Annotated in this window: 20 protein-coding genes; 8 read left to right on the forward strand and 12 right to left on the reverse strand. The window is 71.1% G+C overall.

The genetic code is table 11. The features are described from left to right. From E1293_RS19430 to E1293_RS19445, 4 genes are all read right to left on the reverse strand, one after another. Window positions 1-1,491, reverse strand: a 1,491-nt coding sequence (locus E1293_RS19430; protein ID WP_165978301.1) for an OmpA family protein, incomplete at its 3' end; no start/stop codon positions are given. 11 nt (window positions 1,492-1,502) lie between these two features. Continuing rightward, on the reverse strand, window positions 1,503-2,672 hold the full coding sequence (locus E1293_RS19435; RefSeq protein ID WP_132198845.1) for an OmpA family protein: 1,170 nt from the start codon (window positions 2,670-2,672) through the stop codon (window positions 1,503-1,505). 5 nt (window positions 2,673-2,677) lie between these two features. Then, window positions 2,678-3,235, reverse strand: coding sequence for an OmpA family protein (locus E1293_RS19440; RefSeq protein WP_132198846.1), 558 nt, complete (start codon window positions 3,233-3,235; stop codon window positions 2,678-2,680). A gap of 5 nt (window positions 3,236-3,240) precedes the next feature. Next, window positions 3,241-3,801 carry a hypothetical protein gene (locus tag E1293_RS19445; protein ID WP_132198847.1) on the reverse strand — a complete coding sequence of 187 codons (561 nt, stop codon included), beginning with the start codon at window positions 3,799-3,801 and terminating at the stop codon, window positions 3,241-3,243. A 130-nt stretch (window positions 3,802-3,931) separates the two neighbouring features. On the opposite strand from E1293_RS19445, the gene E1293_RS19450 reads away from it, so the two are divergent. The 6 genes from E1293_RS19450 (at window position 3,932) to E1293_RS19475 (ending at window position 10,687) form a co-directional block, all read left to right on the forward strand. Continuing rightward, a complete protein-coding gene (locus tag E1293_RS19450) occupies window positions 3,932-4,558 on the forward strand; it encodes a helix-turn-helix domain-containing protein (protein ID WP_207938948.1) in 627 nt (208 codons plus the stop codon). A 322-nt stretch (window positions 4,559-4,880) separates the two neighbouring features. Further along, on the forward strand, window positions 4,881-5,714 hold the full coding sequence (locus E1293_RS19455) for a hypothetical protein (protein ID WP_132198849.1): 834 nt from the start codon (window positions 4,881-4,883) through the stop codon (window positions 5,712-5,714). Between the two features lie 12 nt (window positions 5,715-5,726). Continuing rightward, window positions 5,727-7,748 (forward strand): fumarate reductase/succinate dehydrogenase flavoprotein subunit, encoded by a 2,022-nt coding sequence (locus E1293_RS19460; RefSeq protein WP_132198850.1) that lies wholly within the window; start codon window positions 5,727-5,729, stop codon window positions 7,746-7,748. After that, window positions 7,745-8,515 (forward strand): succinate dehydrogenase/fumarate reductase iron-sulfur subunit, encoded by a 771-nt coding sequence (locus tag E1293_RS19465; RefSeq protein WP_132198851.1) that lies wholly within the window; start codon window positions 7,745-7,747, stop codon window positions 8,513-8,515. Before E1293_RS19460 ends, E1293_RS19465 begins: the two co-directional genes overlap by 4 nt. A gap of 338 nt (window positions 8,516-8,853) precedes the next feature. Next, the gene (locus E1293_RS19470) at window positions 8,854-9,564 is read left to right on the forward strand and encodes a Crp/Fnr family transcriptional regulator (RefSeq protein ID WP_132198852.1); all 711 of its coding nucleotides are present in this window, start codon (window positions 8,854-8,856) and stop codon (window positions 9,562-9,564) included. Between the two features lie 127 nt (window positions 9,565-9,691). Continuing rightward, on the forward strand, window positions 9,692-10,687 hold the full coding sequence (locus E1293_RS19475) for a LysR family transcriptional regulator (protein WP_132198853.1): 996 nt from the start codon (window positions 9,692-9,694) through the stop codon (window positions 10,685-10,687). A 109-nt stretch (window positions 10,688-10,796) separates the two neighbouring features. On the opposite strand, the gene E1293_RS48645 is transcribed toward E1293_RS19475, so the two are convergent. From E1293_RS48645 to E1293_RS19510, 7 genes are all read right to left on the reverse strand, one after another. Continuing rightward, on the reverse strand, window positions 10,797-11,384 hold the full coding sequence (locus E1293_RS48645) for a hypothetical protein (protein ID WP_207938949.1): 588 nt from the start codon (window positions 11,382-11,384) through the stop codon (window positions 10,797-10,799). Window positions 11,385-11,388: 4 nt separating this feature from the next. Beyond that, window positions 11,389-13,191 carry a tetratricopeptide repeat protein gene (locus tag E1293_RS19485; RefSeq protein ID WP_132198854.1) on the reverse strand — a complete coding sequence of 601 codons (1,803 nt, stop codon included), beginning with the start codon at window positions 13,189-13,191 and terminating at the stop codon, window positions 11,389-11,391. Window positions 13,192-13,257: 66 nt separating this feature from the next. Beyond that, window positions 13,258-14,004, reverse strand: a complete 747-nt coding sequence (locus tag E1293_RS19490; protein ID WP_132198855.1) for an arginase family protein — start codon at window positions 14,002-14,004, stop codon at window positions 13,258-13,260. A 70-nt stretch (window positions 14,005-14,074) separates the two neighbouring features. Beyond that, a complete protein-coding gene (locus tag E1293_RS19495) occupies window positions 14,075-14,827 on the reverse strand; it encodes a succinate dehydrogenase/fumarate reductase iron-sulfur subunit (RefSeq protein ID WP_132198856.1) in 753 nt (250 codons plus the stop codon). Then, entirely contained in the window at window positions 14,827-16,764 is a 1,938-nt protein-coding gene (locus E1293_RS19500) for a fumarate reductase/succinate dehydrogenase flavoprotein subunit (RefSeq protein WP_132198870.1), read from the reverse strand. Before E1293_RS19500 ends, E1293_RS19495 begins: the two co-directional genes overlap by 1 nt. A 2-nt stretch (window positions 16,765-16,766) precedes the next feature. After that, a complete protein-coding gene (locus E1293_RS19505; RefSeq protein WP_132198857.1) occupies window positions 16,767-17,456 on the reverse strand; it encodes a succinate dehydrogenase cytochrome b subunit in 690 nt (229 codons plus the stop codon). A gap of 234 nt (window positions 17,457-17,690) precedes the next feature. Continuing rightward, entirely contained in the window at window positions 17,691-18,905 is a 1,215-nt protein-coding gene (locus tag E1293_RS19510) for a PP2C family protein-serine/threonine phosphatase (RefSeq protein ID WP_243716331.1), read from the reverse strand. A 426-nt stretch (window positions 18,906-19,331) separates the two neighbouring features. Here E1293_RS19510 and E1293_RS19515 point away from each other — a divergent pair, with 426 nt between their 5' ends. Together E1293_RS19515 and E1293_RS19520 are read left to right on the forward strand one after the other, a co-directional pair. Further along, window positions 19,332-20,960, forward strand: coding sequence for an ABC transporter transmembrane domain-containing protein (locus E1293_RS19515; protein WP_132198859.1), 1,629 nt, complete (start codon window positions 19,332-19,334; stop codon window positions 20,958-20,960). Further along, window positions 20,957-22,672 (forward strand): ABC transporter ATP-binding protein, encoded by a 1,716-nt coding sequence (locus tag E1293_RS19520; RefSeq protein ID WP_132198860.1) that lies wholly within the window; start codon window positions 20,957-20,959, stop codon window positions 22,670-22,672. The genes E1293_RS19515 and E1293_RS19520 overlap by 4 nt, the downstream gene beginning before the upstream one ends. Before the next feature lie 203 nt (window positions 22,673-22,875). On the opposite strand, the gene E1293_RS19525 is transcribed toward E1293_RS19520, so the two are convergent. Further along, window positions 22,876-24,957, reverse strand: a complete 2,082-nt coding sequence (locus E1293_RS19525; RefSeq protein ID WP_132198861.1) for a S9 family peptidase — start codon at window positions 24,955-24,957, stop codon at window positions 22,876-22,878. Between the last annotated feature and the right edge of the window lie 114 nt (window positions 24,958-25,071).

The following is a 25,071-nucleotide window of genomic DNA, read 5'->3' on the forward strand; positions in this document are numbered from 1 at the left end:
GGGCGGGGGAGCGGGGACGTAGACGAAGCCGCGGTTGGTGGTGCCCGGGTCGGTCCTGAAGGTGGCCCAGCCGGGGTCTACGTAGGCGGTGCCCTGCTTGCCCAGGCGGACGCCGCGGTAGGTGGTCTTTGCGGCCGGGTCGGTGACGGTGAAGTCACCGAAGGTGCCGCCGCCGGCCGACGAGTAGTTCTCGATTTCGGCGGGGCCGTTGTCTGGGCCCAGATTGGCGATGTCGAACACGGCCACCAGGTAGGCGCCGTCACGGTAGAAGGGCTTCACGTCCATGCGGCGTTTGTCGCCCTGATCGAAGGTCGCGTATCGGCTGGCCACCGTCGGGCCGTCCGGCTGGAACGGGGCCGGTGGGCCGGCGGTGCCGCCCGGGCTCTCTTGCTGTTGCCGGCCAGACGCGGTGGCGGTCGTCTTGGTCGTCTGCTTGATCTGGTACGAGATCTCGACGCGGCGGTTCTTCTGGCGGGCCTGCTCGTCGTCGGGGCCGTTCTCCTTGGCGACGGGCTCGGTTTCGCCCTTGCCTTCCGCCTTGTACTGGTAGGCGGAGCCCAGACGCGCCTGGAGTTCCTTGAGGACGGCGTCGGCGCGGCGTTGGGAGAGGGACATGTTGTAGTCGTGGGTGCCCTTGCCGTCCGTGTGGCCGGTGATGAGGATCGGGGGCCTGGACGGGTCGGCCTTGGTCTTCGTCTCGGCCGCCACCTGGTCCAGGACGGTCTTGGCCTGGGCGGAGAGTGTGGCTTTGTCGAAGGCGAACAGCACGTCCGTGCGCAGGCCGACCTTCTCTTCGGTGCTGCTGGTCGTGGTGGACTTCACCTCGCCTTCGGTGATGGCGTAGAGGTCGTAGGTGCCGCCCTTTGCGGGGGCGTTCAGTCCGCGTACCGGCCATGCGACCTGGCTGCCCGGTTTTGGCTTGTCGAACAGGGTGGGCGCCGGTGCGGACGGTTTGATCGGGCCCTGGCCGTCGACGACCGGCACGCTGGTGAACTCGCCCGCGGTGGTCGGCGTGATGACCGTGATCCGGTCCAGCTGCTCGGGTAGAGGAGGGAACTCCAGGATCGTCTCGTAGCGGGCGCCCGGGTAGGCGGCCGTGATGAAGAGGTCGCTGCCGACGGTCTTGTCGCGGTCGTCGTACAGGGGTGTATATGCCTTGTGGCCGACGGGGTCGATCAGCGTGAAGTGCAGGTTGCCGTAGGCCGAGCCGGGAAGTGTGGTGCCGAAGGAGTAGTGCTCCTCTTTCTTGCCCGGGTTGGTCAGGTAGAAGCGGAGTACCGACCGGTCGCCGTGGCGTTCCACCTGTTTCATCTCGATCCGCGAGTGGCCGCCGTTGAGTGACGACCATGCGTCCTTGGCCATGGGGCCGGTGTAGGGCTTCGGCTTGTCGGGTGTCGTGTGGCTCCCGGGCTTCTTGTTGTCGGCGCCTGAGCATCCCGTTAGGGCCAGCGGGAGCACGAGTAAGACGGACAGGATCCTTCGGGTGGGCATTGAGCACCTCATTAGCGGGCCGCGGAGATGACGACGCGGCGGTTCTTGGCGCGGCCGGAGGGGTCGTCGGAGCCGTCCGGCTTGGTGTTCGGGTGGGCTGGCTTCGTTTCGCCATAGCCGGTGGCCTTGAGGCGGGAGCGGTCGATGCCGCCCTTGGTGGCCAGCCAATCGGCGATGGCCCGGGCGCGGTGTTCGGAGAGGGTCTTGTTGGACGCGGTGTCGCCCTTGGCGTCGGTGTGGCCGTCGACCTGGATGGAGGCTCCCGGCGGGACGTCCTTGCCGATCGATTCGGCGAGCTTGGTCAGTTCGGCCTCCGCCGCAGGCTTGATGTCGGCTTTGCCGAAGTCGAAGAGGACGTCCGCCTTGATGTTGTAGGCGATGCTCTCCTCACCCTTGATGACCTCTGCCGGGCCGGCCACGTACGCCTTCAGGGACGCGCCGGGGACGCTCACTCCGGGAACGCTGACCCCGGGTACCGAAAGGCCCGGCACGGTGACCGCCGGGATGCACTCTCCCTTGTCGTTGCAGGCGCGAGAGCGGTACACCGAGCTGCGGTAGGCCGAACTCCGGTAGAGGGAGCTGCGATAGAGCGATGCCCTGTACACAGAGCTGACGTACTGCCCCTCCTCGGACGGCTTGCTCTGGCAGACCTCGCCGCGGGTGACGGCAGGCCGGTCGACCGCCTGGCGCGATACGGCCGGGCGCTCGATCGGTTCGACATCGATGCCCGGGGCCTTGACGCCGGGGACCCGTACCGCCGGAATCGTCACGGCCGGGATCGCGGTGCCGGGGATGGTGATGGCACCGAGGCACCCGCCCGGGGCGGGCTTGTGCTCCACGCACTGCGCCGGGACGTGCTGGGCCGGGATGTCGACGCCGGGGACGGTCGCGGCCGCGACTTTCTGGCCGCCGATCGTGGTCGCGGGGATGTGCACCGGGTCGCTGTGCACGGCGGGGATGTCGACGGCCTTGATCAGCTGCCCGCCGCCGGGGCAGCTCGTCGGCTCCGGCCCGGCGGCGGTCGCGGTGGGCGCCGCCCCGCCCGAAGCCCCGCTTGACGCAGCGCCCGACGCGCCCCCCGATGCGCTGCCTGGCGCGTTGTCCGATGTTGGTCCGCCGCACGCGGACAGGACCAGCCCCGCCGCCACCAGAGCGGCGAGCGTCCTCACGAGGCGCCGCATGGCCGTCAGCCCTTCTCGTAGGTGACTTCGACGCGGCGGTTCTTGGCGCGTCCGGCCGGGTCGTCCTTGCCGTTCTGCTCGTTGGGGGCGACGGGCTTGGTCTCGCCGTAGCCCTTGGCCCCGATCCGCAGGTTCGCCCCCTTCAGGGCGTTCTGCAGCTCGGCCTTGACCGCCTCGGCGCGTTGCTCGGACAGCGTCAGGTTGTAGCCGGAGTCGCCGATCGAGTCGGAGTGGCCGGACACCTGGACGGCGCCCTTGGCGGCGCGCAGCCGGGGAGCCAGCTCGGCGATGCGGCGCTTGGCCGCGCGGGTGAGGGTCGCCTTGCCGAAGTCGAACAGGACGTCCGCCGAGATGCGGACGGTGACCTGGCTGCCGCTGGTCTCTTCCTCCTCCAGGGGGATGACCGCATCGGACAGGTCGATGCCGCGCACGGCGCTGCCCGGGTCGATGGACAAGACGCTGTTGGTGAGGTTGCCCTCCGGGACGTTCGGGTCGGCCCCGGCCACGGAGGGGACGGCGAGCGTCAGCGCCGCGACGCCCGCGACGGCGACGAGCCTGCGCATCCGGCTCACCGTTCGACCGGGATGTCGCGGAACGTCGGCCACGCCCCGAGCTGCACGTCGATGGCCTTCACGCTCTCGGGAGGGGAGGCGAAGATGTAGTAGGCGGACGAGGTCTGGTCGTTGGTCATGTGCGTGAAGATCTCGTCCGTCTGGAGCTCCTTGTTGCCGGAGTCCTTCACGACGACGTACCGCTTGAGGTTCACCGGGTCCATGAGCGCTGGGTCGAGCCCCCGCTCGCCGTTGAGCTCGTAGGCGTTGATGTCGTTCGGCTCGGCCCCGGGCACGTGCGGGACGTACTGGACGGTGAGCGTGGCCAGCTTGCCCTTCACCTTCAGGCCCATGATGGCGATGTCGACCTTGGCGCCCTGTGCGGCCGGGCTGTCGAAGGTGCCCTTCACCAGGGGCTTGGTGTTCTTGTCGAAGCTCGCGTTGCCCGCCGAGGCGTCGGAGCCCGCGCCGGACGACGAGCCGGAGCCGCCGTCCCCGAGCATCGAGCAGCCGGTCAGCCCGCCCGCCAGGAGCAGGGCCGCCGCGGTGGCGGCCACCAGGCGATTTGCCAGTTGCATGGTCGATTCTCCCCGTTCGTCGCATATGCAAATATCGTGTTCCGTGGCACGATGGTCCGCGGAGCCACATGAGCGTGTGCGGACGTGAATATAGCGTTTGCATCTGCGAACAGTCAAGGGGGTAGATGTGGTGAGCGTCGCCGAGGACACGGTCGCCCGGAATCGCGCGCTGCAGACGGAGTGGTACGGCGAGCCGCTCGGCGATCGCGTCCGGCCGCTGCTCGGGCGCCTCGGCCTCTCGCAGTCGGGGCTCGCCGGCGTGCTCGGCCTGTCCGCGCCGATGCTCTCCCAGCTCATGTCCGGCCAGCGGGCGAAGATCAGCAACCCGGCGGTGCTGCACCGGCTGATGGCGGTCGAGGACATGGTCGCCGCCCCCGCCTTCGGCGCGCTGGCGCCGGCCGAGATCAAGGAGCGGCTGGCGGAGATCAAGGCGGACCCGGCCGCCACCACGTCGGGAATCCGCATGGCCGCGTCCGAGCGCGCCCCCGTCGCGCGTCCCGCGCACACCGGCGAGCAGCAGGCCGGGCGCGGCCCCGCCGACCCGGCGCGCCTCATCCAGGTCCTGCTGCGCGAGGTGGCGTCCGCCGCCGAGATCGAGGCCGCCGCCGGGCTCATCGCCGACCGCTACCCGGAGCTCGCGGAAGTCCTGCGGGTATACGGCACCGGCCGCACCAGTGAGGCCGAGGCCCACTTCGTCCGGACGGTCCTGAAGGAGACGCTGAGCGAGACCGTTCGCGACCGGACGGTCATGCCGTAGCGCACTCGTCTCGATTCTTCTGGACCATAACGACTGGTTATGGGTAACGGGCGGTGTCGCGGCCCTCTGAAAGGGCTAAAGTCTGTGGTCAGGGTCACAGGCAGGTCTGGCTGTTATGTATGTCACAGCTCCCGCCGGGTGGCGTAAGGTCGCTTCGCTAGAAGCGCACACGAGGCGTCACAGCCCGCATGCGGCACGGCCTCGGGCCGCCCGTACGCGGCCCGGACCGGGGACGCACGACCGACCGGCCGGGCGCGGACGACCGCATGGGTGCGCGCAGACCGTGGTACGGGGACACGACCCGAGCTCAGGAGAGCGATCGATGAGCACTGTGGAGGCGCCGGCCAAGTCGCGCGCCCAGATCAAGGAACGCACGCTCCGCAAGGACAACTGGCGGCTGTATCCCCTCACGACCTTCGTGATCTTCACGGCGTGGGTGGTGTACGCCACCGTCCGGGCCTTCTGGGGCTCCGCCTTCTACGTGCCGGAGTACCACTACCTGACGCCGTTCTACTCGCCGTGCCTGAACGACATCTGCGGCAACGTGGTCGGCCAGACGGGCCAGGAGGGCAGCGCGGCGGAGTTCGGGACGTTCCTGCCGGAGAGCACCCGCGGCTGGATCCCCTTCGCGGCCATCTCGCTGCCGTTCCTGCTGCTGTTCCGGCTGACCTGCTACTACTACCGCAAGGCGTACTACCGGTCGTTCTGGGCGTCGCCGTCCGCGTGCGCCGTCCGCGAGCCGCACGGCAAGTACACCGGCGAGCGCCGCTTCCCGCTGATCGGGCAGAACCTGCACCGCTACTTCTGGGTGGCCGCGGTCCTCATCTCGCTGATCAACACCTATGACGCGATCCGCGCCTTCCACGGCAAGGACGGCGGGTTCGGCATCGGGCTCGGCACGCTCGTCCTGGTCGCGAACGTCGTGCTGCTCTGGCTGTACACGCTGTCGTGCCACTCGTGCCGGCACATCGTCGGCGGGCGGCTGAAGAACTTCTCCAAGCACCCGTTCCGGTACCGGATGTGGGGCTGGGTGTCCGCGATCAACCAGCGGCACGGCATGTACGCCCTGATCACCCTGGGCTCGCTGGTGGTGGCCGACGCCTACGTGGCACTGGTCGCCGGCGGCGCCTTCTCCGACCCGCGAATCTTCAACTGAGGCCAAGGAATCATGACTGAGATCGAGAGGCACTCGTACGACGTCGTGGTGATCGGTGCCGGCGGCGCCGGGCTGCGCGCGGCGATCGAGGCGCGCCTCCAGGGCAAGAAGACCGCGATCATCTCCAAGTCGCTGTTCGGCAAGGCCCACACGGTGATGGCCGAGGGCGGCGCCGCGGCCGCGATGGGCAACGTCAACGCCAACGACAACTGGATGGTCCACTTCCGCGACACCATGCGCGGCGGCAAGTTCATGAACAGCTGGCGGATGGCGGAGCTGCACGCCAAGGAGGCCCCGGAGCGCATCTGGGAGCTGGAGCTGTGGGGTGCGCTGTTCGACCGCACCAAGGAAGGCAAGATCAGCCAGCGCAACTTCGGCGGGCACGAGTACCCGCGGCTGGCGCACGTCGGCGACCGGACGGGCCTGGAGCTGATCCGCACCGCCCAGCAGAAGATCGTCGCCCTCCAGCAGGAGGACCACGCCGAGCACGGCGACTACGAGGCCAACCTGAAGGTCTGGGCCGAGACGACGGTCACCCGCCTGCTGAAGGACGCCGACGGCAAGATCTGCGGCGTGTTCGGCTACGTCCGCGAGACCGGCAAGTTCGTCGTGTTCGAGGCGCCCGCCGTGGTGCTGGCGACCGGCGGCATCGGCAAGGCGTTCAAGGTCACGTCCAACTCCTGGGAGTACACCGGGGACGGGCACGCCCTGGCGCTGCTCGCCGGCGGGACGCTCCTGAACATGGAGTTCGTGCAGTTCCACCCCACCGGGATGGTCTGGCCGCCGTCCGTCAAGGGCATCCTCGTGACCGAGTCGGTGCGCGGTGACCGCGGCGTCCTGCGCAACTCCGAGGGCGACCGGTTCATGTTCGACTACATCCCCGAGGTGTTCAAGGAGCAGTACGCGACCTCCCCGGAGGAGGGCGACCGCTGGTACGACGACCCCGACAACAACAAGCGTCCCCCCGAACTGCTGCCCCGCGACGAGGTGGCGCGCGCGATCAACTCCGAGGTGAAGGCCGGTCGCGGATCGCCGCACGGCGGCGTGTTCCTCACCGTGGTCGACCGGATGCCGGGCGGCGCCGCCGAGATCGTCAAGCGGCTGCCGTCGATGTACCACCAGTTCAAGGAGCTGGCGGACGTCGACATCACCAAGGAGGCGATGGAGGTCGGCCCGACCTGCCACTACGTGATGGGCGGGGTGGAGGTCGACCCCGACACCGGGGCCGCGCTGGTCCCGGGCCTGTTCGCGGCGGGCGAGGTGTCCGGCGGCATGCACGGCTCGAACCGGCTCGGCGGCAACTCGCTGTCGGACCTGCTGGTGTTCGGACGCCGGGCCGGGCTCGGCGCGTCCGAGTACGTGGACGGCCTGGAGGCGCGTCCCGCCGTCCCCGAGGACGTGGTCGCGGCGGCCACCACCGAGGCGCTGGCCCCCTTCGAGCGGGAGGACGGCGAGAACCCGTACGCCGTCCACGCCGAGCTGCAGCAGACGATGAACACGCTGGTCGGCATCATCCGCAAGGAAGGGGAGCTGGAGGAGGCCATCGCGGCCCTCGGCAAGCTCCGCGAGCGGGTCGCCAACGTCGGTGTCGACCCGGTCGCGGTCGGCGACGGCGGGCGCGGCTACCACCCGGGCTGGCACCTGGCGCTGGACCTGCGCAACATGCTGCTGGTGTCGGAGGCGGTCGCGAAGGCGGCGCTGGAGCGGCAGGAGAGCCGCGGCGGCCACACCCGCGACGACCACCCGGGGATGTCGGCGGAGTGGCGGAAGATCAACCTGGTCTGCTCGCTGGCCGGCGACCCGTCCGCCCCGCACGTCGAGCTGAGGCGGCAGCCGCTCACCCCCATGCGGACCGACCTGCTCGAACTGTTCGAGAACGACGAGCTGAAGAAGTACCTGACCGCCGAGGAGCTGCCGGGCGGTCCCGCCGGGGAAGCGGAGACCGGCGAGGCCGAGGCCGACGAGGCGGAGGCCGCGGCCGGGTCCGGCGCGACCGCCGCGGGCGCCGCGGAGAACGAGGAGGGCGACCGATGAGCTACGAGGCCAAGTTCAAGGTCTGGCGCGGCGACGACGGCGACGGCGAGCTCACCGACTACACCGTCGAGGTGAACGAGGGCGAGGTCGTCCTCGACATCATCCACCGGCTGCAGGCCACGCAGGCGCCCGACCTCGCCGTCCGGTGGAACTGCAAGGCGGGCAAGTGCGGCTCGTGCTCGGCGGAGGTCAACGGCATGCCGCGGCTGCTGTGCATGACCCGGATGTCGACCTTCGAGCCGGACGAGACGGTCACGGTCACGCCGGTCCGGACGTTCCCCGTCATCCGCGACCTCGTCACAGACGTGTCGTACAACTACCAGAAGGCGCGGGAGATCCCGTCGTTCGACCCGGGCGACGCCAAGCCCGGCGAGCTGCGCATGCAGCAGGTGGACGTCGAGCGCTCGCAGGAGTTCCGCAAGTGCATCGAGTGCTTCCTCTGCCAGAACGTCTGCCACGTCATCCGTGACCACGACGAGAACAAGGAAGAGTACGCGGGCCCGCGCTTCCTGATGCGGATCGGCGAGCTGGAGATGCACCCGGCCGACCAGGCCGACCGCCGCAACATCGCGCAGGACGACCACGGCCTCGGCTTCTGCAACATCACCAAGTGCTGCACCGAGGTCTGCCCCGAGCACATCAAGATCACCGACAACGCGCTGATCCCGATGAAGGAGCGGGTCGTCGGCCGCAAGTACGACCCGGTGGTGTGGCTCGGCAGCAAGCTCGGCATCGTGAAGAAGGGCCAGGACACCCCGTCCGCCTGAGCCGTCCCCGCGAACGCCGGCTTTTCGCGAACGTCCCCCGTCGCCCCGCGCGACGGGGGGCGTTCGCGTTCTCCGCCGCTTTCCCGCCGCGGGTACTGCGCGCTGGCAGGCGACGCACCCGAGGCGCGGCGGGCGGCGGTGCCCCCGGACCGCCGCCCGCCGCTCCGCGGTTCCCCGTACAGGCCGTGGACGCCTGGACGACACTCCGGCCGCACACGCCGTGACCAACATGACGCACGTCCGCCCGCGGGAGTAGGGATTAGTACACACAACGCGTAACTGAACCGTGATTCTTTCCCGGGGCGCACGCACGGCCCGATCCCCTTAGCGTGGTGGGCATGAGCGCCCTCGAACCGGGCTCGTTCTTCGCCGACCTCACCCAGGTGGAACGCGAAGACCTAGAGTCACGTGGCCGCGTCCGCGATTTCGCCCGGGGGGACACGCTCTTCGTCGAAGGGGAGGACCCGGGCTGGGTCGCCGTCCTGCTGCGCGGCCGGGTCAAGGCGTTCTCCTACCGCGAGCAGGGCGGCGAGGCCCTGCTGGCGGTGCGCGGCCCGGGGGCGCTGCTCGGCGAGGTCGCCGCGATCGACGGGCTGCCCAGGTCGGCGACGGTCGCCGCGCTCGAACCGGTGCTGGCGCTCGCCGTCACGGCCGACGAGTTCATGGGGTTCCTCCAGGCGCACGGCCGCGTCTCCATCATCATCATGCGGATGCTGTGCCAGCGCTGGCGCGACGCAGACCGCAAGCGCGTCGAGTTCGGCATGTTCGACGCGACGGGACGGGTCGCGCAGCGTCTCGTCGAGCTGGCCGAGCGGTTCGGGGTGCCCTACGACCGGCCCCACGACCGCCAGGCGGGTGCGGACGCCGGCGGGGAGAGCGTCCGGATCACGCTGAACCTGTCGCAGGAGGAGCTGGCGGGCTGGGTCGGCGCGTCCCGCGAGGCGGTCAGCAAGGCACTGCGCACGCTGCGCAGGCACGGCTGGATCGAGACGGGACGGCGGCGCCTCATCGTCCACGACCTCCAGGCCCTGCGCCGTCACGCGCGCTGACCCGAGGACTGAGCGCCAGCGAAGGAGTCGGGTCGGCTGTTCTTGCCGGGGGGCCTGGGGGGTCGCCCCCAGATGGGCACTGACCCGGTGCATACCGGACGCGGCGGCGGCCCGTACTCTGTGCAGGATGCAGTTGCAGCAGCTCGCCTATTTCGTCGCGGTCGCGGAGGTACGCCACTTCACGCAGGCCGCGGAGCTGCTGCGGGTCGCGCAGCCTTCGCTGTCCAAGCAGATCCGCGCGCTGGAGAACGAGCTGAACGTCTCCTTGTTCAGCCGCGCCAGGGGCAACATCACCCTGACACCCGCCGGTGAGGCGCTGCTGCCGCTGGCGAAGCGCATACTCGCCGACGTCGACACCGCGCGCTTGGAAGTGCAAGAGCTGGCCGGTCTCAAGCGCGGGCGGGTACGGCTCGGCGCTACACCGTCCCTCTGCGCGGGCCTACTGGCGGACGTCCTGCGCCGCTTCCACGACACGTACCCGGGGATCCAGCTCATCGTCGAGGAAGGCGGCTCTAGAGACCTCGTCCGGGAGCTGACGCGAGGCTCCCTCGACATGGCCCTGGTCATCCTGCCCCTGCACGGTGACCCGCCCCTGGACACGACCCCGATACTGCGCGAATACCTGGTGGTGGCCTCGCCGGCAGGGCCCGAGCAAGGCGCCCCTGAACGCAAGGCCGCGCAGCTACCGCGCCGCTCCTACCTCCGTATCGAGGACCTCCAGAACCGTCCGCTGGTGATGTTCCGTCCCGGCTATGACTTGCGTGAGGCGACCATCAGCGCGTGCAGGGCGGCCGGGTTCGAGCCGAGGTTCGCCGTGGAGGGCGGCGAGATGGACGCGGTCCTCCGCTTCGTCGAGGTCGGCCTCGGTATCGCGGTCGTCCCGAGCATGGTCCTCGCAGGACGCCCCGGGCTGCACGGCACCCCGCTCGTCCTGGCCGACGAGGAGGCCCGCCGAGGCCGCCACGGCCCCGGCCTGCTCCGCACCATCGCCCTCGCCCACCGCAAGGACGTAGAACTCACCCACGCCGCCCGCGCCTTCCAGGAGACCTTGCAGACGTTCCTCGTAGAGGCGGGCCTAGCCGGCAGCCTCCCAGCAGGCGTCGAGACCCTGGTCAACGATTAGGGCCGCCTCACGGAACCCCGCCACAGCCCGCTCGCGGTCGAGTTCGGCCGGTGCGCCCACGGCGACCAGTTCGTCCGCGATCAGCAATATGTCGTCCGTCAGGTGCGCGCTAGCCGGTCGTCTGGAAGGTGACGTAGTCGTGCGGGATGAGGTGTGGGGGGTTGGCGGCTTGGGTGGCGTTGGGTTCTATCGGGCGGAACATGTCGAAGAGGACTATGGGCACCTCGCGGCCTAGGGTCTTTTCCACCAGGCCGGTGGAGTGCAGGTGTTTCGCGGCGTCTATACAGAGGTCGTCGAAGTGGGCGCAGAGGGCCTCGTCCTGCTCGTCTTCCACGTCGTCAGCGGGGTCGTACCAGAGGCCCAGGTGCTTGACCTCGTCCAGGTAGAGGGCGGTGCCGTCCGGGTCGGACGGGTGGTGGCCCGCTGGGGGTGATTCCTCCAGAAGCATGTAGGCGTAGTTCCAGCGGACCTCTAGGGGGTCGGCGGAGGAGCCTTCCAGGTTCTGCCGGACGTTCGTCTCGGTGTTGTAGCCGATCGCCATGTACGGGTCGTACGGGTAGTCCCAGAGTTCGTGGACGTTCGAGTACTCGCCGTGCGAGATCCGGAGCGAGATGACGTAGACGTCGGGGCGCAGGTCTTCGGGGAAGGCGAGCAGGGCCTTCTCGGCGGCCTCGCGCATGTGCTGCTGGAGGGTCATCCCCTTATGATCTCGGATCGAGGGAGCGGAGGCGGGCGAGGACGCCGGCGGTCTGCGGGGTCTGGAGGTCCTCGAAGATGGCGAGGGCCCTCATCCAGCAGTCGCGGGCGGCGTCCGGATCGGCCAGGTGCAGGTGCGTCTGGCCGAGGTTGTAGAGGGTCTCGCCCTGCCCCGGGCGGTCGCCGGTCTCGTCGAAGGCGCGCAGGGCCTCCTCGTAGCACACGACGGCGCGCTCGAAGCGGTGCAGGCCCTGGTGCGCGTAGCCGAGGCCGTGCAGGGCCCAGCCTTCGGCGCGGCGGTCGGTCTGCCGGGCGATGGTGTGGGCCTGCTGGAAGCAGGTGAGGGACATGCCGAACTCGTTGAGGCCCGCGTGCGCGTAGCCGAGGGCGCTGAGCGCGAGTCCCGTGCTGCGGAGGTCGCCGGCCTCCCCGGACAACCGCACCGAGCGGCGGTGGTGGGCGGCCGCATCGCGGTACCGGTGGAGGCGGCGGCAGGCGTAGCCGAGGCCGTGCAGGGCCCACGCCTCGCCCCTGGGGTCCCCGATCCGGGAGAACACCTCACGGGCGGCGGTGAAGAGGTCGACGGACTCCTCCAGTTGCCAGCGGTACTGCCCGGCGTAGCCGAGGCCGGCGAGCGCGTACGCGATGCCGCGGTCGTCCCCGAGGGAGCGGGCGGACGCGAGGCCGGTGCGCAGGGCGTCGATCCAGTCCGTCCATGGGCTGCGGAGGAAGAAGAACGCCCAGAGCGCGAGGGGGAGCCGCCAGGCGATGTCGTGGTGGCCCTCGTCGGCGGCGACGCGGGCGGCGGCGATCAGGTTGAGGCGTTCGGACTCGCACCAGCGGTGGGCGTCGTCGGCGCAGGTGAACGTGAGGGGACGGCACGGCTCGTCCGGCAGCGTGAACGGCGCGGTGACGCGGTCCGGGCACAGCAGGCGGCGCGCGTTGTCGGCGGTGCCCAGGTACCACGCGAGCACGCGGCGCAGGGAGACGGTGCGTTCCCGGTCGTCGAGCCGGTCGTCGAGGGCGGGGACGCGATAGCGGCCTTCGGCGCACTCCTCCAGGCGCAGGCCGCCGAGCAGCGCGTGGGCCTCGTCGCCCGGGACGCCGAGTAGGGCCGCGGCCGCCAAGACGGAGATCTCCGTCCCCGGATGCAGGGCCAGGAGGCGCAGGACGCGGGTGCCGTCGCCAGGTGCGTCCGGCAGCCGGATCCAGGCGCGCGTCCGGGTTTCCTTGACCGCGACGTCCACCGCGCGGAACGAGGCCGCGCCGCAGGCGGGACTCTGGCGGATGACCTCGTCGTAGAACCAGCCCGAGGCGATCAGCGCGAGGACGCCGGGGGAGTCGCGCAGCGCGTCCTTGAGCGGGGCGGCGTCCAGCAGCCGGAACGTCGTGGTGAGGGAGCCTCCGGCGACGCCGTGACCGTCGTAGTGGACCTCCCCGGCGTGGACGGCGACGCGGATCCGGATCCGGGCGCCGGCGGGTGCGCTGCTGTTGTGCCGGTCGAGCATGGCCGCCAGCGCCGCCGGGAACGACTCCGCGAGCCGTTCTTTCGGCACGTCGGGTCCGACGAGGATCATGGCGCCGTCGCCGCGGTCCTCGCAGTAGCAGGAATCGGAGGGCACGCCGGACTCCGCGAGGGCGTCCTGCAGCGCCTGGTAGAGACCGGCCCGTGTGACGAGTTGGTCCCAGTTCGACCGGCCCCCGAAACCCTCGATGTCCACGCAGAGGATCGACCGGTGCACCGCCGGACGCGAGTCCGGCATAACGTGCATCTGCCGATGCAGATGCACCCCCTTATGCACGTGCATGACGGGCATGGTATTGCAAGATCGCAAAAGTCCGAAGCATTTGTGCGCGGGCGCGAGCGGCCCGGATCAGGCGCCCAGGAGGTCCGCCAGGAGCCGCGCCCGGATGGCGTCGTCGTCGCCTTCGGGGGGATGCCAGGGGCAGGCGATGTCCAGTGCGGCCACGCGGCCGGTGGCCATGATCCGCCGGACCGAGTCGACGACGGCCTCGCGGGACGGCCCGCCGCCGACAGGGAACCTGAGTCCGGGCAGGTCAGCGGCGTCGATGACGTCCACGTCGATGTGCAGCACCAGCGGCCCGTCCGGCAGGACGACGTCGTCCACCCCGCAGCGCCGCACCTGCGAGGACGCGAGGAACACCGCCTCGGCCGGGTCGATGTCGCGGGCGCCCACGAGGACGGCGCGGTCCTCCGGGAGCGGACGGAGCCCCAGCGGATCGGCGAGCAGGCCGGAATCGGCCCCGAGGATCTGCCGCAGCGGCATCCCGCCGATGTAGCCGGACGTCGAGCTCTCCACCGTGTGGACGTCGCCGTGCGCGTCGAACCACACGATGGACGCGTCCACCCCGGCTCTCTGCACGCCCGCGAGGACGGCCTCCGACGTCAGGCAGTCACCCGACACCACCACCGGCCGCGAACCGCCGTTGACCTGGTCGGCGACCTCGGCCGACACCGGCTCGAACAGCGCCGCGACGCGCTGCCAGACGTCGCCCTCGGGCAGTTCCCGCGTCACCGGGACGACATCGCCGCCCGGCAGCGGAAAGGACGACTCGGGCAGCCGTTCGTCCTGGTGGTAAGGCACCAACGTGACCGTCATGCGCCAACAGTAGAGCCAAAAGTAGAACGGCCCCGCCCGGTACTCCGAGCGGGGCCGAGAACAGGGGCGGCTAGCGCTTCTTCCCGCCCGCGGACGCCTTCAGGTAGTCGCGGTTCAGGCGGCCGATGACGTCCAGCGAGATGCCCTTCGGGCAGGCGACGGTGCACTCGCCGGTGTTGGTGCAGCCGCCGAAGCCCTCCTCGTCGTGGGTGTCCAGCATGGACACGACGCGGTCCCAGCGCTCCGGCTGCCCCTGCGGCATCAGGCCGAGGTGGGTGACCTTGGCGCCGAGGAACAGGGCGGCGGAGCCGTTCGGGCAGGCCGCGACGCAGGCGCCGCAGCCGATGCACTCGGCGGCCTCGAACGCCTGGTCGGCGTCCGGCTTCGGGACGGGCGTCGAGTGCGCCTCCGGGGCGGTGCCGGTCGGCGCGGTGATGTAGCCGCCGGCCTGGATCATCCGGTCGAACGCCGACCGGTCGACGACCAGGTCCTTCACCACCGGGAAGGCACGGGCCCGCCACGGCTCGATGTCGATGACCTCGCCGTCCCTGAACTTGCGCATGTGCAGCTGGCAGGTGGTGGTGGCGCGCTCCGGGCCGTGCGGGGTGCCGTTGATGACCAGCGAGCACATGCCGCAGATGCCCTCGCGGCAGTCGTGGTCGAACGCGACCGGCTCCTCGTCCGCCGCGATGAGCTTCTCGTTGAGGACGTCCAGCATCTCCAGGAACGAGGCGTCGGGGGAGACGTCGTCGAGCTTGTACTCGACCATCGCGCCCTTGTCCTCGGGGCCGCGCTGGCGCCAGACGCGCAGTGTGAGCTTCATTACTTGTACGACCTCTGCGTGGGCTTGACGTACTCGAAGTTGAGGGCCTCCTTGCGCAGGACGGGCTGCTCGCCCTCCCCGGCCCATTCCCAGGCGGCGACGTAGCCGAAGTTGTCGTCGTCGCGCTTGGCCTCGCCGTCCTCGTCCTGGCTCTCGGCCCGGAAGTGGCCGCCGCAGGACTCGGTGCGGTGCAGCGCGTCGACGACCATCAGCTCGGCCAGCTCGAAGAAGTCGGCGACGCGGCCGGCCTTCTCCAGCTGCTGGTTCAGCTCCTCGCCCTTGCCGGTGACCTTGACGCGCGTCCAGAACTCCTCGCGCAGCGCGGGGATGAGGGCGAGCGCCTTGCGCAGGCCCTCCTCGGTGCGCTCCATGCCGCAGTACTCCCACATGATGTGGCCGAGCTCGCGGTGGAAGGAGTCGACGGAGCGGTCCCCGTCGACGGCGAGGAGCTTGTCGATCCGCGTCCGGACCCTCTCCTCGGCTTCGCCGACCGCCGTGTCGGCGACCGGGCCGAGGGGGTTGCGGGCGATGTAGTCGCCGATGGTGTTCGGCAGGACGAAGTAGCCGTCCGCGAGGCCCTGCATCAGCGCGGACGCGCCGAGCCGGTTCGCGCCGTGGTCGGAGAAGTTGGCCTCGCCGATGACGAACAGGCCCGGGATCGAGGACTCCAGGTCGTAGTCCACCCACAGGCCGCCCATCGTGTAGTGGACGGCGGGGTAGATGCGCATCGGCGTGTCGTACGGGTTATCGCCGGTGATGCGCTCGTACATCTCGAAGAGGTTGCCGTACTTGGCCTCGACCTTGTCCCGGCCGAGTCGTCCGATGGCGTCCGCGAAGTCGAGGTAGACGCCGAGCCCGCCTGGGCCGACCCCGCGTCCCTCGTCGCAGACGTTCTTCGCCGCGCGGGACGCGATGTCGCGCGGGACGAGGTTGCCGAAGGACGGGTAGATGCGCTCCAGGTAGTAGTCGCGCTCGTCCTCGGGGATGTCGCCGGGACGGCGGGTGTCGTCGCCCTTCTTCGGCACCCACACGCGGCCGTCGTTGCGCAGCGACTCCGACATCAGGGTCAGCTTCGACTGGTGGTCGCCGCTGACGGGGATGCACGTCGGGTGGATCTGCGTGTAGCACGGGTTGGCGAACAGGGCGCCGTGCCGGTGCGCGCGCCAGGACGCGGTGACGTTCGAGCCCATCGCGTTCGTGGACAGGAAGTACACGTTGCCGTAGCCGCCGGACGCCAGCACGACCGCGTCCGCCGTGTAGTGCTCGACCTCGCCGTCGATCAGGTTCCGGACGACGACGCCGCGGGCCCGCCCGTCCTCCATGATCAGGTCGAGCATCTCGTGCCGCGGGTACAGCTCGACGTTGCCGGCGTCGACCTGCCGCATCAGCGCCTGGTACGCGCCGAGCAGGAGCTGCTGGCCCGTCTGGCCGCGCGCGTAGAAGGTGCGGGAGACCTGCGTCCCGCCGAACGAGCGGTTGTCGAGCAGGCCGCCGTACTCGCGGGCGAACGGGACGCCCTGCGCGACGCACTGGTCGATGATCTGCCGGGAGATGTCGGCGAGCCGGTGCACGTTCGACTCGCGGGACCGGAAGTCGCCGCCCTTGACCGTCTCGTAGAACAGCCGGTGCACGCTGTCGCCGTCGTTGCGGTAGTTCTTGGCGGCGTTGATGCCGCCCTGCGCGGCGATCGAGTGGGCGCGGCGCGGGGAGTCCTGGAAGCAGAACTGCTGGACGTGGTAGCCGGCCTCGCCGAGGGTGGCGCCGGCCGAGCCGCCCGCCAGCCCGGTGCCGATGATGATGATCTTCTTCTTGCGCTTGTTGGCCGGGTTGACCTGCTTGGCCTCGAACTTGCGGGTCGTCCAGCGGTCCTCGATGGGCCCGGCCGGGGCCTTGCCGTCGGCGATCGGCTCGCCGGTCGTGTAGAAGCCGTCGATCATGGTCAGCTCACCCATCCGAACGTGATGGAGACGGGGACGGCGACGAAGCCGAGCGTGACCAGCGCGGCGACGGTCGCGGCGAGGGCGCGCAGGGCGTTGTGGCTGCGCGGGCTGCGCAGCCCGAGCGTCTGGAACGCGCTCCAGATGCCGTGGTTGAGGTGCAGGCCGACGAGCAGGATCGCGACGACGTACCAGACCGTGATGTACCAGCGGGACGGGTCGAAGTCGGAGACCATCCGCTCGTACGGGGTGGCGTCGGCGCCCTTGGGGTTCAGGGCGAAGAACGTGAGGTCCAGCAGGTGCCAGATGATGTAGACCGCGATGATGACGCCGCCGTACCGCATGGTGCGGACGGCGTAGCCCTGCGCGTGCGACTTCTTCTTCGACTGGTACTTCACGGGGCGCGCGTGGGCGGCGCGCTTGCCGAGCGACACCGCCGACCACATGTGCAGGACGACCGAGGCGCCGAGCACGACCTCGATGAGCGTCAGGACCGTCCGCCGCGGCACCGCGGGCTCACCGATCGTGCGCAGCCAGTGCGCGTAGTGGTTGAACTCCTCGGCGCCCAGGAAGATCTTCAGGTTCCCGACCATGTGCGCGACGAGGTAGAGCACGAGGACGCCGCCGGTGACCGCCATGACGGCCTTCTTGCCGACGGTCGATCGGTAGATCGCAGGTATCGCTATAGCCACGACCCGCACGCTATGTCCGGTTCGGTGATTCGTTCCAAGTCATCGCCGCACTCATTGCGATAGCCCCAGGCTATGAACGCAAGCGGCGCGGGACTTGTGTCCGTTCCGTTACGGCGGTGCGGGTGAGGGAGTTCACAGCACGCCGGGGAACGCGTCCGGCGAGTGACCGGCACGACATTGACGGAGGTCAGCGCCTTGTGGTCAGGGCTCTGACTGGAGCCGGCCGGCCCCGGCTCAGTCCGCCCGGCGGGACAGCAGCAGCACCGCGAGGTCGTCGGTGAGGGCGTCGCCGTTGAGGCGCTCGACCTCGGTCACCAGCTCGTCGATGAGGCCCCGCCCGGTCGCGCCGCGGCCCCGCGCGGTGCGGGCCAGGCCGAGCAGGCCGTCGGTGCCGAGGCGGGCCGAGCCCTCGCCGACCCGCCCCTCGATCAGGCCGTCGGTGTAGAGCATCAGGCCCCAGGACTCGCCGAGGTCGACCTCGGTGGTCGGCCACTCGGCGCCGGGCACCAGGCCGAGCGCCGGGCCGTGCGCGTACTCGGGCAGCGCCGCGACCTCGCCGCCGGTACCGGGCGCGCCGCGGAACAGCAGCGGCGCGGGGTGCCCGGCCAGGTGCATCCGGGCGGTCCGCCGGGACGGCGCGATCGTGATCATGCAGAGGGTGGTGAAGATCTCCTCGCTGCGCCGCTCGTGCCCGAGGACGGTGTCGAGGGTGCCGAGCAGCTGCTCGCCGGTGTGCCCGGCGAGCACGAGCGTCCGCCACGCCATCCGGAGCTGGACGCCGAGGGCCGCCTCGTCCGGGCCGTGCCCGGCGACGTCGCCGATCATCAGGTGGACGGCCCCGCCGTCGGTCTGCACGGTGTCGTAGAAGTCGCCGCCGAGGAGCGCCCGCCGCCGGCCGGGCCGGTAGCGGGTGTGGTGCCGCAGCGACGGGTCGTCGATCAGCGGGACGGGCAGCAGCCCGCGCTCCAGCCGGGCGTTCTCGCGGCCGAGGATGCGGGCCTCGACGAGCCGCCGCTCGGTCTCCTCGGAGCGCTTGCGCTCTATGGCATAGCGGATCGCGCGGGCCAGCAGCGGCGCGTCGACCTCCTGCTTGACCAGGTAGTCCTCGGCGCCGGCGGCGACCGCCCGGACGCCGAGGTGGGCGTCGTCGAGGCCGGTGAGCACGACGACGGCGGCCGGGCCGGACAGCGCCAGCACCTGCCGGAGCCCGTCCAGCCGGTCGATGCCGGGGGTGGACAGGTCGACGATGATGCACTGGGTGCGCCGCGTCAGCGTCCGCCTGGCGGTGGCGAGGTCGCCGGCGACGGCTATGTCGGCGTCCATGCCGCTCTCGGCGAGCATCTTCTCGACCAGGAGGACGTCGGAGGGGTCGTCGTCGATGAGGAGCAGGTCGATCCTGTCCTCGGCCCCCGGCGTGAAGGGATACGTCTGGTGACTGATGGTGCTCACAGGGCTTCCGGAAAGTCGGGTGGCGACGGCACTGGCAACGGCCGGGCTGTTCCGCTTTATTCCTGCGGCCGCAGGGGAGCGGTACGGGCCGCGCCGGGGCAGCGGCATCGGCCTAGCCGCCAGGGTCCCGGCTCAAGGAGCGGAGGAAGCATCGCTCCGTACGGTGTTGACCTTAGCGTGTCCTAACGTCCGGGCGCATCCCCTGTGCACGTCCGTGACCGTAATTTCAGTCAGACCGAAACTCATCGGCGCAGCTGAAAAACCAGTCGTGCATCGAGGGTCGCGCTGCATAACCTTCGACATGTGAAGCCGTTGCCGGAGAAAGATCCTGGCAGCCCCGACCATGCCGTTCGAGGGGGGACGACCCCCCGCACTCCCCGGAGCGCCTCCGGCTCCGATGGAACCCCCGCGCGACTCCTCCTCTGGATGCTGCGCGCCCAGTGGCGCAGCGTGACCGCGGGCGCCCTCCTCGGTGTGGTGTGGATGCTCAGCCAGGCCCTCATGCCCGCCGCGCTCGGCCGCGCCATCGGCGACGGCGTCGCGGCGCGGGACGAGCGCGCCCTCGTGACGTGGGCCGCCGTCCTGCTCGGCCTCGGCGCCGTGCAGGCCGTGACGGGCGCCGTCCGGCACCGGTTCGCGGTGTTCAACTGGCTGTCGGCGGCCTACCGGACGGTCCAGCTCGTCACCCGGCAGGCCACCCGGCTCGGCGGGACGCTGCCGAAGCGGATGACCGCGGGCGAGGTCGTGAGCATCGGCCTGTCCGACGTGTCGCACATCGGGGACGTCCTGGACATCGCGTCCCGCGCGTCGGGCGCCGTGGTCTCGATCGTCGTCGTGGCCGGCATCCTGCTGACCACCTCGCCGCCGCTCGGCCTGATCGTGCTGGTCGGCGTCCCGCTGATCCTGCTGGCCGCGGCGCCGCTGCTGCGCCCCTACCGGGACCGCGAGCTCGCGCACCGGGAGCTGGTCGGCGAGCTGAACACGCAGGCGACCGACCTGGTCGCGGGCCTGCGGGTGCTGCGCGGCATCGGCGGCGAGCCGCTGTTCGCCGGCCGGTACCGCGCCGAGTCGCAGCGGGTGCGCGCCGCCGGGGTCGCGGTCGCGCGGGCCGAGACGCGGCTCAACGGAGCCGAGGTGCTATTGCCCGGCCTGCTGATCGCGCTGGTCACCTGGGCCGGCGCCCGGTTCGCCGTGCGCGGGACGATCGGCGTCGGCGAGCTGGTCACGTTCTACGGGTACGCGGTGTTCCTGATCGTCCCGCTGAAGACGCTCGGCGAGGCCGCCAGCAAGATCACCAAGGGGCTGGTCGCGGCGGGCCGGGTGACCGCGCTGCTGCGGCTCGACCCCGAGCTGCCCGCCGCGGGGACGGCCCGTCCGGCGGCGGACGCCGAGCTGGTCGACATCGCGTCCGGGCTGGTCGTGCGGCCGGGCCGGGTCACCGCCATCGCGGCGGCCGACCCGCGCGACGCGCTGGCGATCGCCGACCGGCTCGGCCGGTACGCGGAGGGCGAGGTCGACTTCGGCGGCGTCCCGCTGCACGCGGTCGCCGACGTCCGGAAGCGGATCCTGGTCGCCGTCAACGAGGACCGCCTCTTCTCCGGCGCCTTGGCCGAGTCACTGGCACCGGACGGCGACGAGGCCGCGGTACGGGCGGCCGTCCGCGCGGCCTGTGCCGAAGACGTCGTCGACTCGGTCGGCCTCGACGCGCATGTAGCCGAAGCAGGACGAGAGTTCTCCGGTGGGCAGCAGCAACGCCTCCGCCTTGCGCGAGCGTTCGCCGCCAAGCCCGACGTCCTCGTCCTGGTGGAGCCGACCAGCGCGGTCGACGCGCACACCGAGGCGCGCATCGCCGAAAGGCTCGGCCAAGCGCGCGCGGGCCGCACCACCGTGGTGTGCACGACGAGCCCGCTGATGCTGGACCACGCCGACCACGTCGCCTTCGTCCAAGCCGGCGAGGTCGTCGCAGAAGGAACCCACCGCAACCTCCTGGACGCAGAGCCGCGCTACACCGCGACCGTCACCCGAGGAGAGACGCCAGAAAGGGCAAGAACGTGAGCGCCGAGACACTGCCGGTCGCAACGCCCGCGCAGGTGCGGGCGTATGCGCGGCGGCTCGTGCTGCGGCACCCCTGGGACCTCGCAGGGGTGCTGGCCCTGCACGCGCTGGCCGCCGTGACCGGGCTGGTGACGCCGAGGCTGCTCGGCGCGCTGGTCGAGGACGTCCGCGACGGCCATGCCGACATCGACACGACCGGCCTGGCCATCGCCGGGTTCGTGGTCGTGCAGGGCGTGCTGATGCGGTACGCCTACCTCGCGTCCGCGAAGCTGGGCGAGCGGGTGCTGGCGGAGCTGCGCGAGGAGTTCGTCGACCGGGTGCTGGCGCTGCCGCTGTCCACGGTCGAGCGGGCGGGCACCGGCGACCTGGTCACCCGCGCGTCCCGCGACGTGGACACGCTGAGCACGTCCGTCCGGTACGCGATGCCGGAGACGCTCGTCGCGATCGTCGTGGGCGGGTTCACGGTCGGCGCGCTGCTGCTGAACGGCCCGCTCGTCGCGCTGCCCGCGCTCGTCGCCGTCCCGATGCTGGTGGCGGTGATGCGGTGGTACCTGCCCCGCGCCCACCTCGGCTACCTGCGGGAGAACGCGGCCTGGTCGGAGATCGCGGACGGGCTGACCGAGACCGTCCAGGGCGCGCGGACCGTCGAGGCGCTCGGCCTGGCCGAACGCCGGCACGAACGCGGCGACGCCGACATCGCGACCTCCTACAAGGCGGAGCGGTACACGCTGCGGCTCCGCATGGTGCTGTTCCCGGTCGCGGAGCTGGGCTTCGTCCTGCCCGTGGCGTCGACGCTGCTCGTCGGCGGCCTGCTCTACATCAACGACATGGCGACGCTCGCGCAGGTCACCGCCGCCACCCTGTACGCGCAGCAGCTCATCGAGCCGGTGGACACGGTCCTGTCCTGGCTGGACGAACTGCAGCTCGGCGGCGCGTCGCTGGCCCGGCTGCTCGGCGTCGGCAACGTCCCGCCCGACCGCACGCCGAACGGCGCCCGCCCCGCCGGCGAGCGGCTCACGGCGCGCGACGTCCGCTACTCCTACCGGCCCGGGCACGACGTCCTGCACGGCGTCGACCTCGACCTGCGCCCGGGGGAACGGCTCGCGATGGTCGGGCCGAGCGGCGCGGGCAAGTCGACGCTCGGCCGCCTGCTCGCCGGCGTGGACGGCCCGCGCTCGGGCGAGGTCACGATCGGCGGCGTCCCCCTGGTGGAGCTGCCGCTGGACGACCTGCGCGGCCACGTCTCCCTGGTCACGCAGGAGCACCACGTGTTCCGCGGCACGCTGCGCGAGAACCTGGTGATGGCCCGCGCGGGCGCGTCCGACGACGAGATCGGCCAGGTCCTCGCCGCGGTCGACTGGGACGGCCCCGGCCTCGACACCGTCGTCGGCTCGGCCGGGGAGACTCTGTCGCCCGCCCAGGCGCAGCAGCTCGCGCTGGCCCGGCTCATCCTCGCCGACCCGCACACCCTCGTCCTGGACGAGGCGACGTCGCTGCTCGACCCGCGGGCGGCCCGCCGCCTGGAGCGCTCGCTGGCCGCCGTCCTGGACGGCCGCACCGTCGTCGCGATCGCCCACCGCCTCCACACCGCCCACGACGCAGACCGCGTAGCGGTAGTGGAGGACGGCCGCATAACCGAACTGGGCACCCACGACGCCCTGATAGCCCAAAACGGTAGCTACGCCGCCCTCTGGACCTCTTGGCAGCGTTGAATGCTTTTCTCTGTTGAATTGCTTTTCTCTCCTCCTTCGGGCCCTGGGGGCCCTCCATCGTCGAGAAACGCGGTGCGATCGCTGCATCGCTCCGGCTCGCCTAGCGGCTCGCTGCGCGATCAGGTTTCTCGCAAGCTCGAAACCTGCCTTCGGACGCGATCGCGACTATTTAGGTCGTCGCGTGGTCGCGGTGGTGGTTGGGGTCAGCGCGATAGTGCCGACTTCAGGAAATCCACCTGCAGCAGAAGGAGGTTCTCCGCGACCACCTCTTGTGAGGTCATGTGGGTTACGCCTGACAGCGGTAGGACGGTGTGGGGGCGTCCTGCGGCCAGGAGGGCCGAGGAGAGGCGGAGGGTGTGGGCTGCGACCACGTTGTCGTCGGCCAGGCCCTGGATGATCATCAGTGGGCGCTTCAGGTCGGCGGCCTTTTCGATGAGGGAGTTGGCGGCGTAGTTCTCCGGCTCCTCGTCGGGATGGCCCAGGTAGCGCTCGGTGTAGTGGGTGTCGTACAGGTGCCAGTCCGTGACCGGGGCGCCCGCGACGCCGGCGTGGAAGACGTCCGGGCGGTGCAGGACGGCGAGCCCGGCGAGCCAGCCGCCGAACGACCAGCCGCGGACGGCGACGCGGTCCAGGTCGAACGCGGCGGGGTGCCGGCGCGCGGCCTCGATCAGCGCGGTGATCTGGTCCTCGATGACGGGGCCGACGAAGTCGCCGTGCACGGCGCGCTCCCAGGCGGGGCCGCGGGCGGGCGTGCCGCGCCCGTCCGCGATGACGACGGCGAAGCCCTGGTCGGCGAGCCACTGCGCCTCGCAGTACATGCGCTGGACGGCGAGGACGCGCTGCGCGTGCGGCCCCCCGTACGGGTCCATGAGGACGGGCAGCCGGCCGTCGCCGGGCTCCCATCCGGTCGGCAGCAGCACCGCGGTGCGGAGCTCGCGGTCGCCGGCGCGCAGCAGCTCCACCTTCGGGGTGATCACCGGCGTCTCGGCGAACGAGGCGACCGGGTGCGTCCCGGTCGGCGTGTGCACCTCTGCCTGCGAGCCGGGACGGTCGAGCCGCGCGCCCGTCACCACGGTGACGCCGCCGGAGCGGGTGCCGCCGAAGACGCCCTGCCCCTCGGTGAGGCGGGTCACCTCTCCCGCGTCGTAGGAGTAGAGGTGCACCTCGGTGGGCTCCTCCGACGCCGTGAAGAGGATCGACTCGCCGTCCACCCCGAGCACGGCGCGCACCTGCATGCCGCCGGGCGTGACGGGCTTGCCGCCGACGGTGATGCGGTTCGTGTCCGTCTCCGGGTCTGCGGCGACCCAGACCAGCTCGCCGGAGTTGGTCCGCACGGGCAGGCCGGGGACGATGTCCGTCCACACCGGGTCGTGCTCGTTGTGCAGCAGCGTCGTCTCGCCGTTGGACGGGTCGACCTTCAGCACCCGCTGGGAGCGCTGGTCGCGCGGCTGCGCGACGATCAGCAGGCCGTGCCGGTCCCAGGACGCGGCCACGACGTAGGGGAACATGCCGCGGTCCCAGGCGACGGCGAGCCGGCCTCCGTCGACCTTGAGCAGGACCAGCGACACCAGCGCGTTCGGCGTGCCCGCCGCCGGGTAGGCGATCTCGGCCGGGGTCCGGTCGGGGTTGGCCGGGTCGGCGATGTGCCAGCGCTGCACGGGCGTCTCGTCCACCCGCGCGACCAGGAGCGTCCCGCCGTCGGGCGACCACCAGTAGCCGCGCATCCGGTCCATCTCCTCGGCGGCGACGAACTCGGCGAGGCCGTAGGAGACCTGGTCGGACTCGGGCTGGACGAGCGCCCGGTCGCCGGTGCCGTCCATCTCGATCAACCGCAGGGTCCGGCCCGACACATAGGCGATGCGGCGGCCGGCCGGGTCGGGGCGCGGGTCGAAGACGGGCGGCTGCGCGGGCAGCTCCCGGACCAGGGCGGTGCCGAGGTCGGCGACGTAGAGGCGTCCGCCCAAGGTGAAGACGGCCTGCTTCATGGTCCGGTCGGTCGCGTACCCGACGATGCCGCCCGCCTGCTCGCGGGCCCGCTCGCGCCGGGCGCGCTCCTCGGCGGGCAGGTTCTCCTCGCCGGGGACGTCCAGCGCGGCCGGGTCGGCTATGCAGCGCTCCTCGCCGGTCGCGGTGTCCAGCGTCCACAGGCAGGTCACCGGGTCGTCGCCCGCCCTGGTGCGCAGGAAGGCGACGCGCGCCTCGTCCGCCGCGATCTGGAAGGCGCGTGGGACGCCGAGGCCGAACCTTCGCGTGCGGGCGCTCTGCCGCGGATAGCTGATGCTCATGGCATCCGAGTCTGCCAGTACGGCAACGATCGCGAAGTACGGCGCACGGCGGCCTCCTGGCCCTATGATCACGGGTCGTCGCGAGATGGACGAGGAAGTACCCGTGCCCTGGTC

This window comes from Actinomadura darangshiensis (genome assembly GCF_004349235.1).
Taxonomy (GTDB): domain Bacteria; phylum Actinomycetota; class Actinomycetes; order Streptosporangiales; family Streptosporangiaceae; genus Spirillospora; species Spirillospora darangshiensis.

Coding starts and splice junctions, on each gene's coding strand:
- E1293_RS19465 (WP_132198851.1), top strand. CDS start 7,745: ATGAGCTACGAGGCCAAGTTCAAGGTCTGGCGCGGCGACGACGGCGAC.
- E1293_RS19515 (WP_132198859.1), top strand. CDS start 19,332: ATGCTGCGCGCCCAGTGGCGCAGCGTGACCGCGGGCGCCCTCCTCGGT.
- E1293_RS48645 (WP_207938949.1), bottom strand. CDS start 11,384: ATGACCCTCCAGCAGCACATGCGCGAGGCCGCCGAGAAGGCCCTGCTC.
- E1293_RS19435 (WP_132198845.1), bottom strand. CDS start 2,672: ATGCGGCGCCTCGTGAGGACGCTCGCCGCTCTGGTGGCGGCGGGGCTG.
- E1293_RS19490 (WP_132198855.1), bottom strand. CDS start 14,004: ATGACGGTCACGTTGGTGCCTTACCACCAGGACGAACGGCTGCCCGAG.
- E1293_RS19460 (WP_132198850.1), top strand. CDS start 5,727: ATGACTGAGATCGAGAGGCACTCGTACGACGTCGTGGTGATCGGTGCC.
- E1293_RS19475 (WP_132198853.1), top strand. CDS start 9,692: ATGCAGTTGCAGCAGCTCGCCTATTTCGTCGCGGTCGCGGAGGTACGC.
- E1293_RS19440 (WP_132198846.1), bottom strand. CDS start 3,235: ATGCGCAGGCTCGTCGCCGTCGCGGGCGTCGCGGCGCTGACGCTCGCC.
- E1293_RS19500 (WP_132198870.1), bottom strand. CDS start 16,764: ATGATCGACGGCTTCTACACGACCGGCGAGCCGATCGCCGACGGCAAG.
- E1293_RS19485 (WP_132198854.1), bottom strand. CDS start 13,191: ATGCACGTGCATAAGGGGGTGCATCTGCATCGGCAGATGCACGTTATG.
- E1293_RS19470 (WP_132198852.1), top strand. CDS start 8,854: ATGAGCGCCCTCGAACCGGGCTCGTTCTTCGCCGACCTCACCCAGGTG.
- E1293_RS19455 (WP_132198849.1), top strand. CDS start 4,881: ATGAGCACTGTGGAGGCGCCGGCCAAGTCGCGCGCCCAGATCAAGGAA.
- E1293_RS19445 (WP_132198847.1), bottom strand. CDS start 3,801: ATGCAACTGGCAAATCGCCTGGTGGCCGCCACCGCGGCGGCCCTGCTC.
- E1293_RS19495 (WP_132198856.1), bottom strand. CDS start 14,827: ATGAAGCTCACACTGCGCGTCTGGCGCCAGCGCGGCCCCGAGGACAAG.
- E1293_RS19525 (WP_132198861.1), bottom strand. CDS start 24,957: ATGAGCATCAGCTATCCGCGGCAGAGCGCCCGCACGCGAAGGTTCGGC.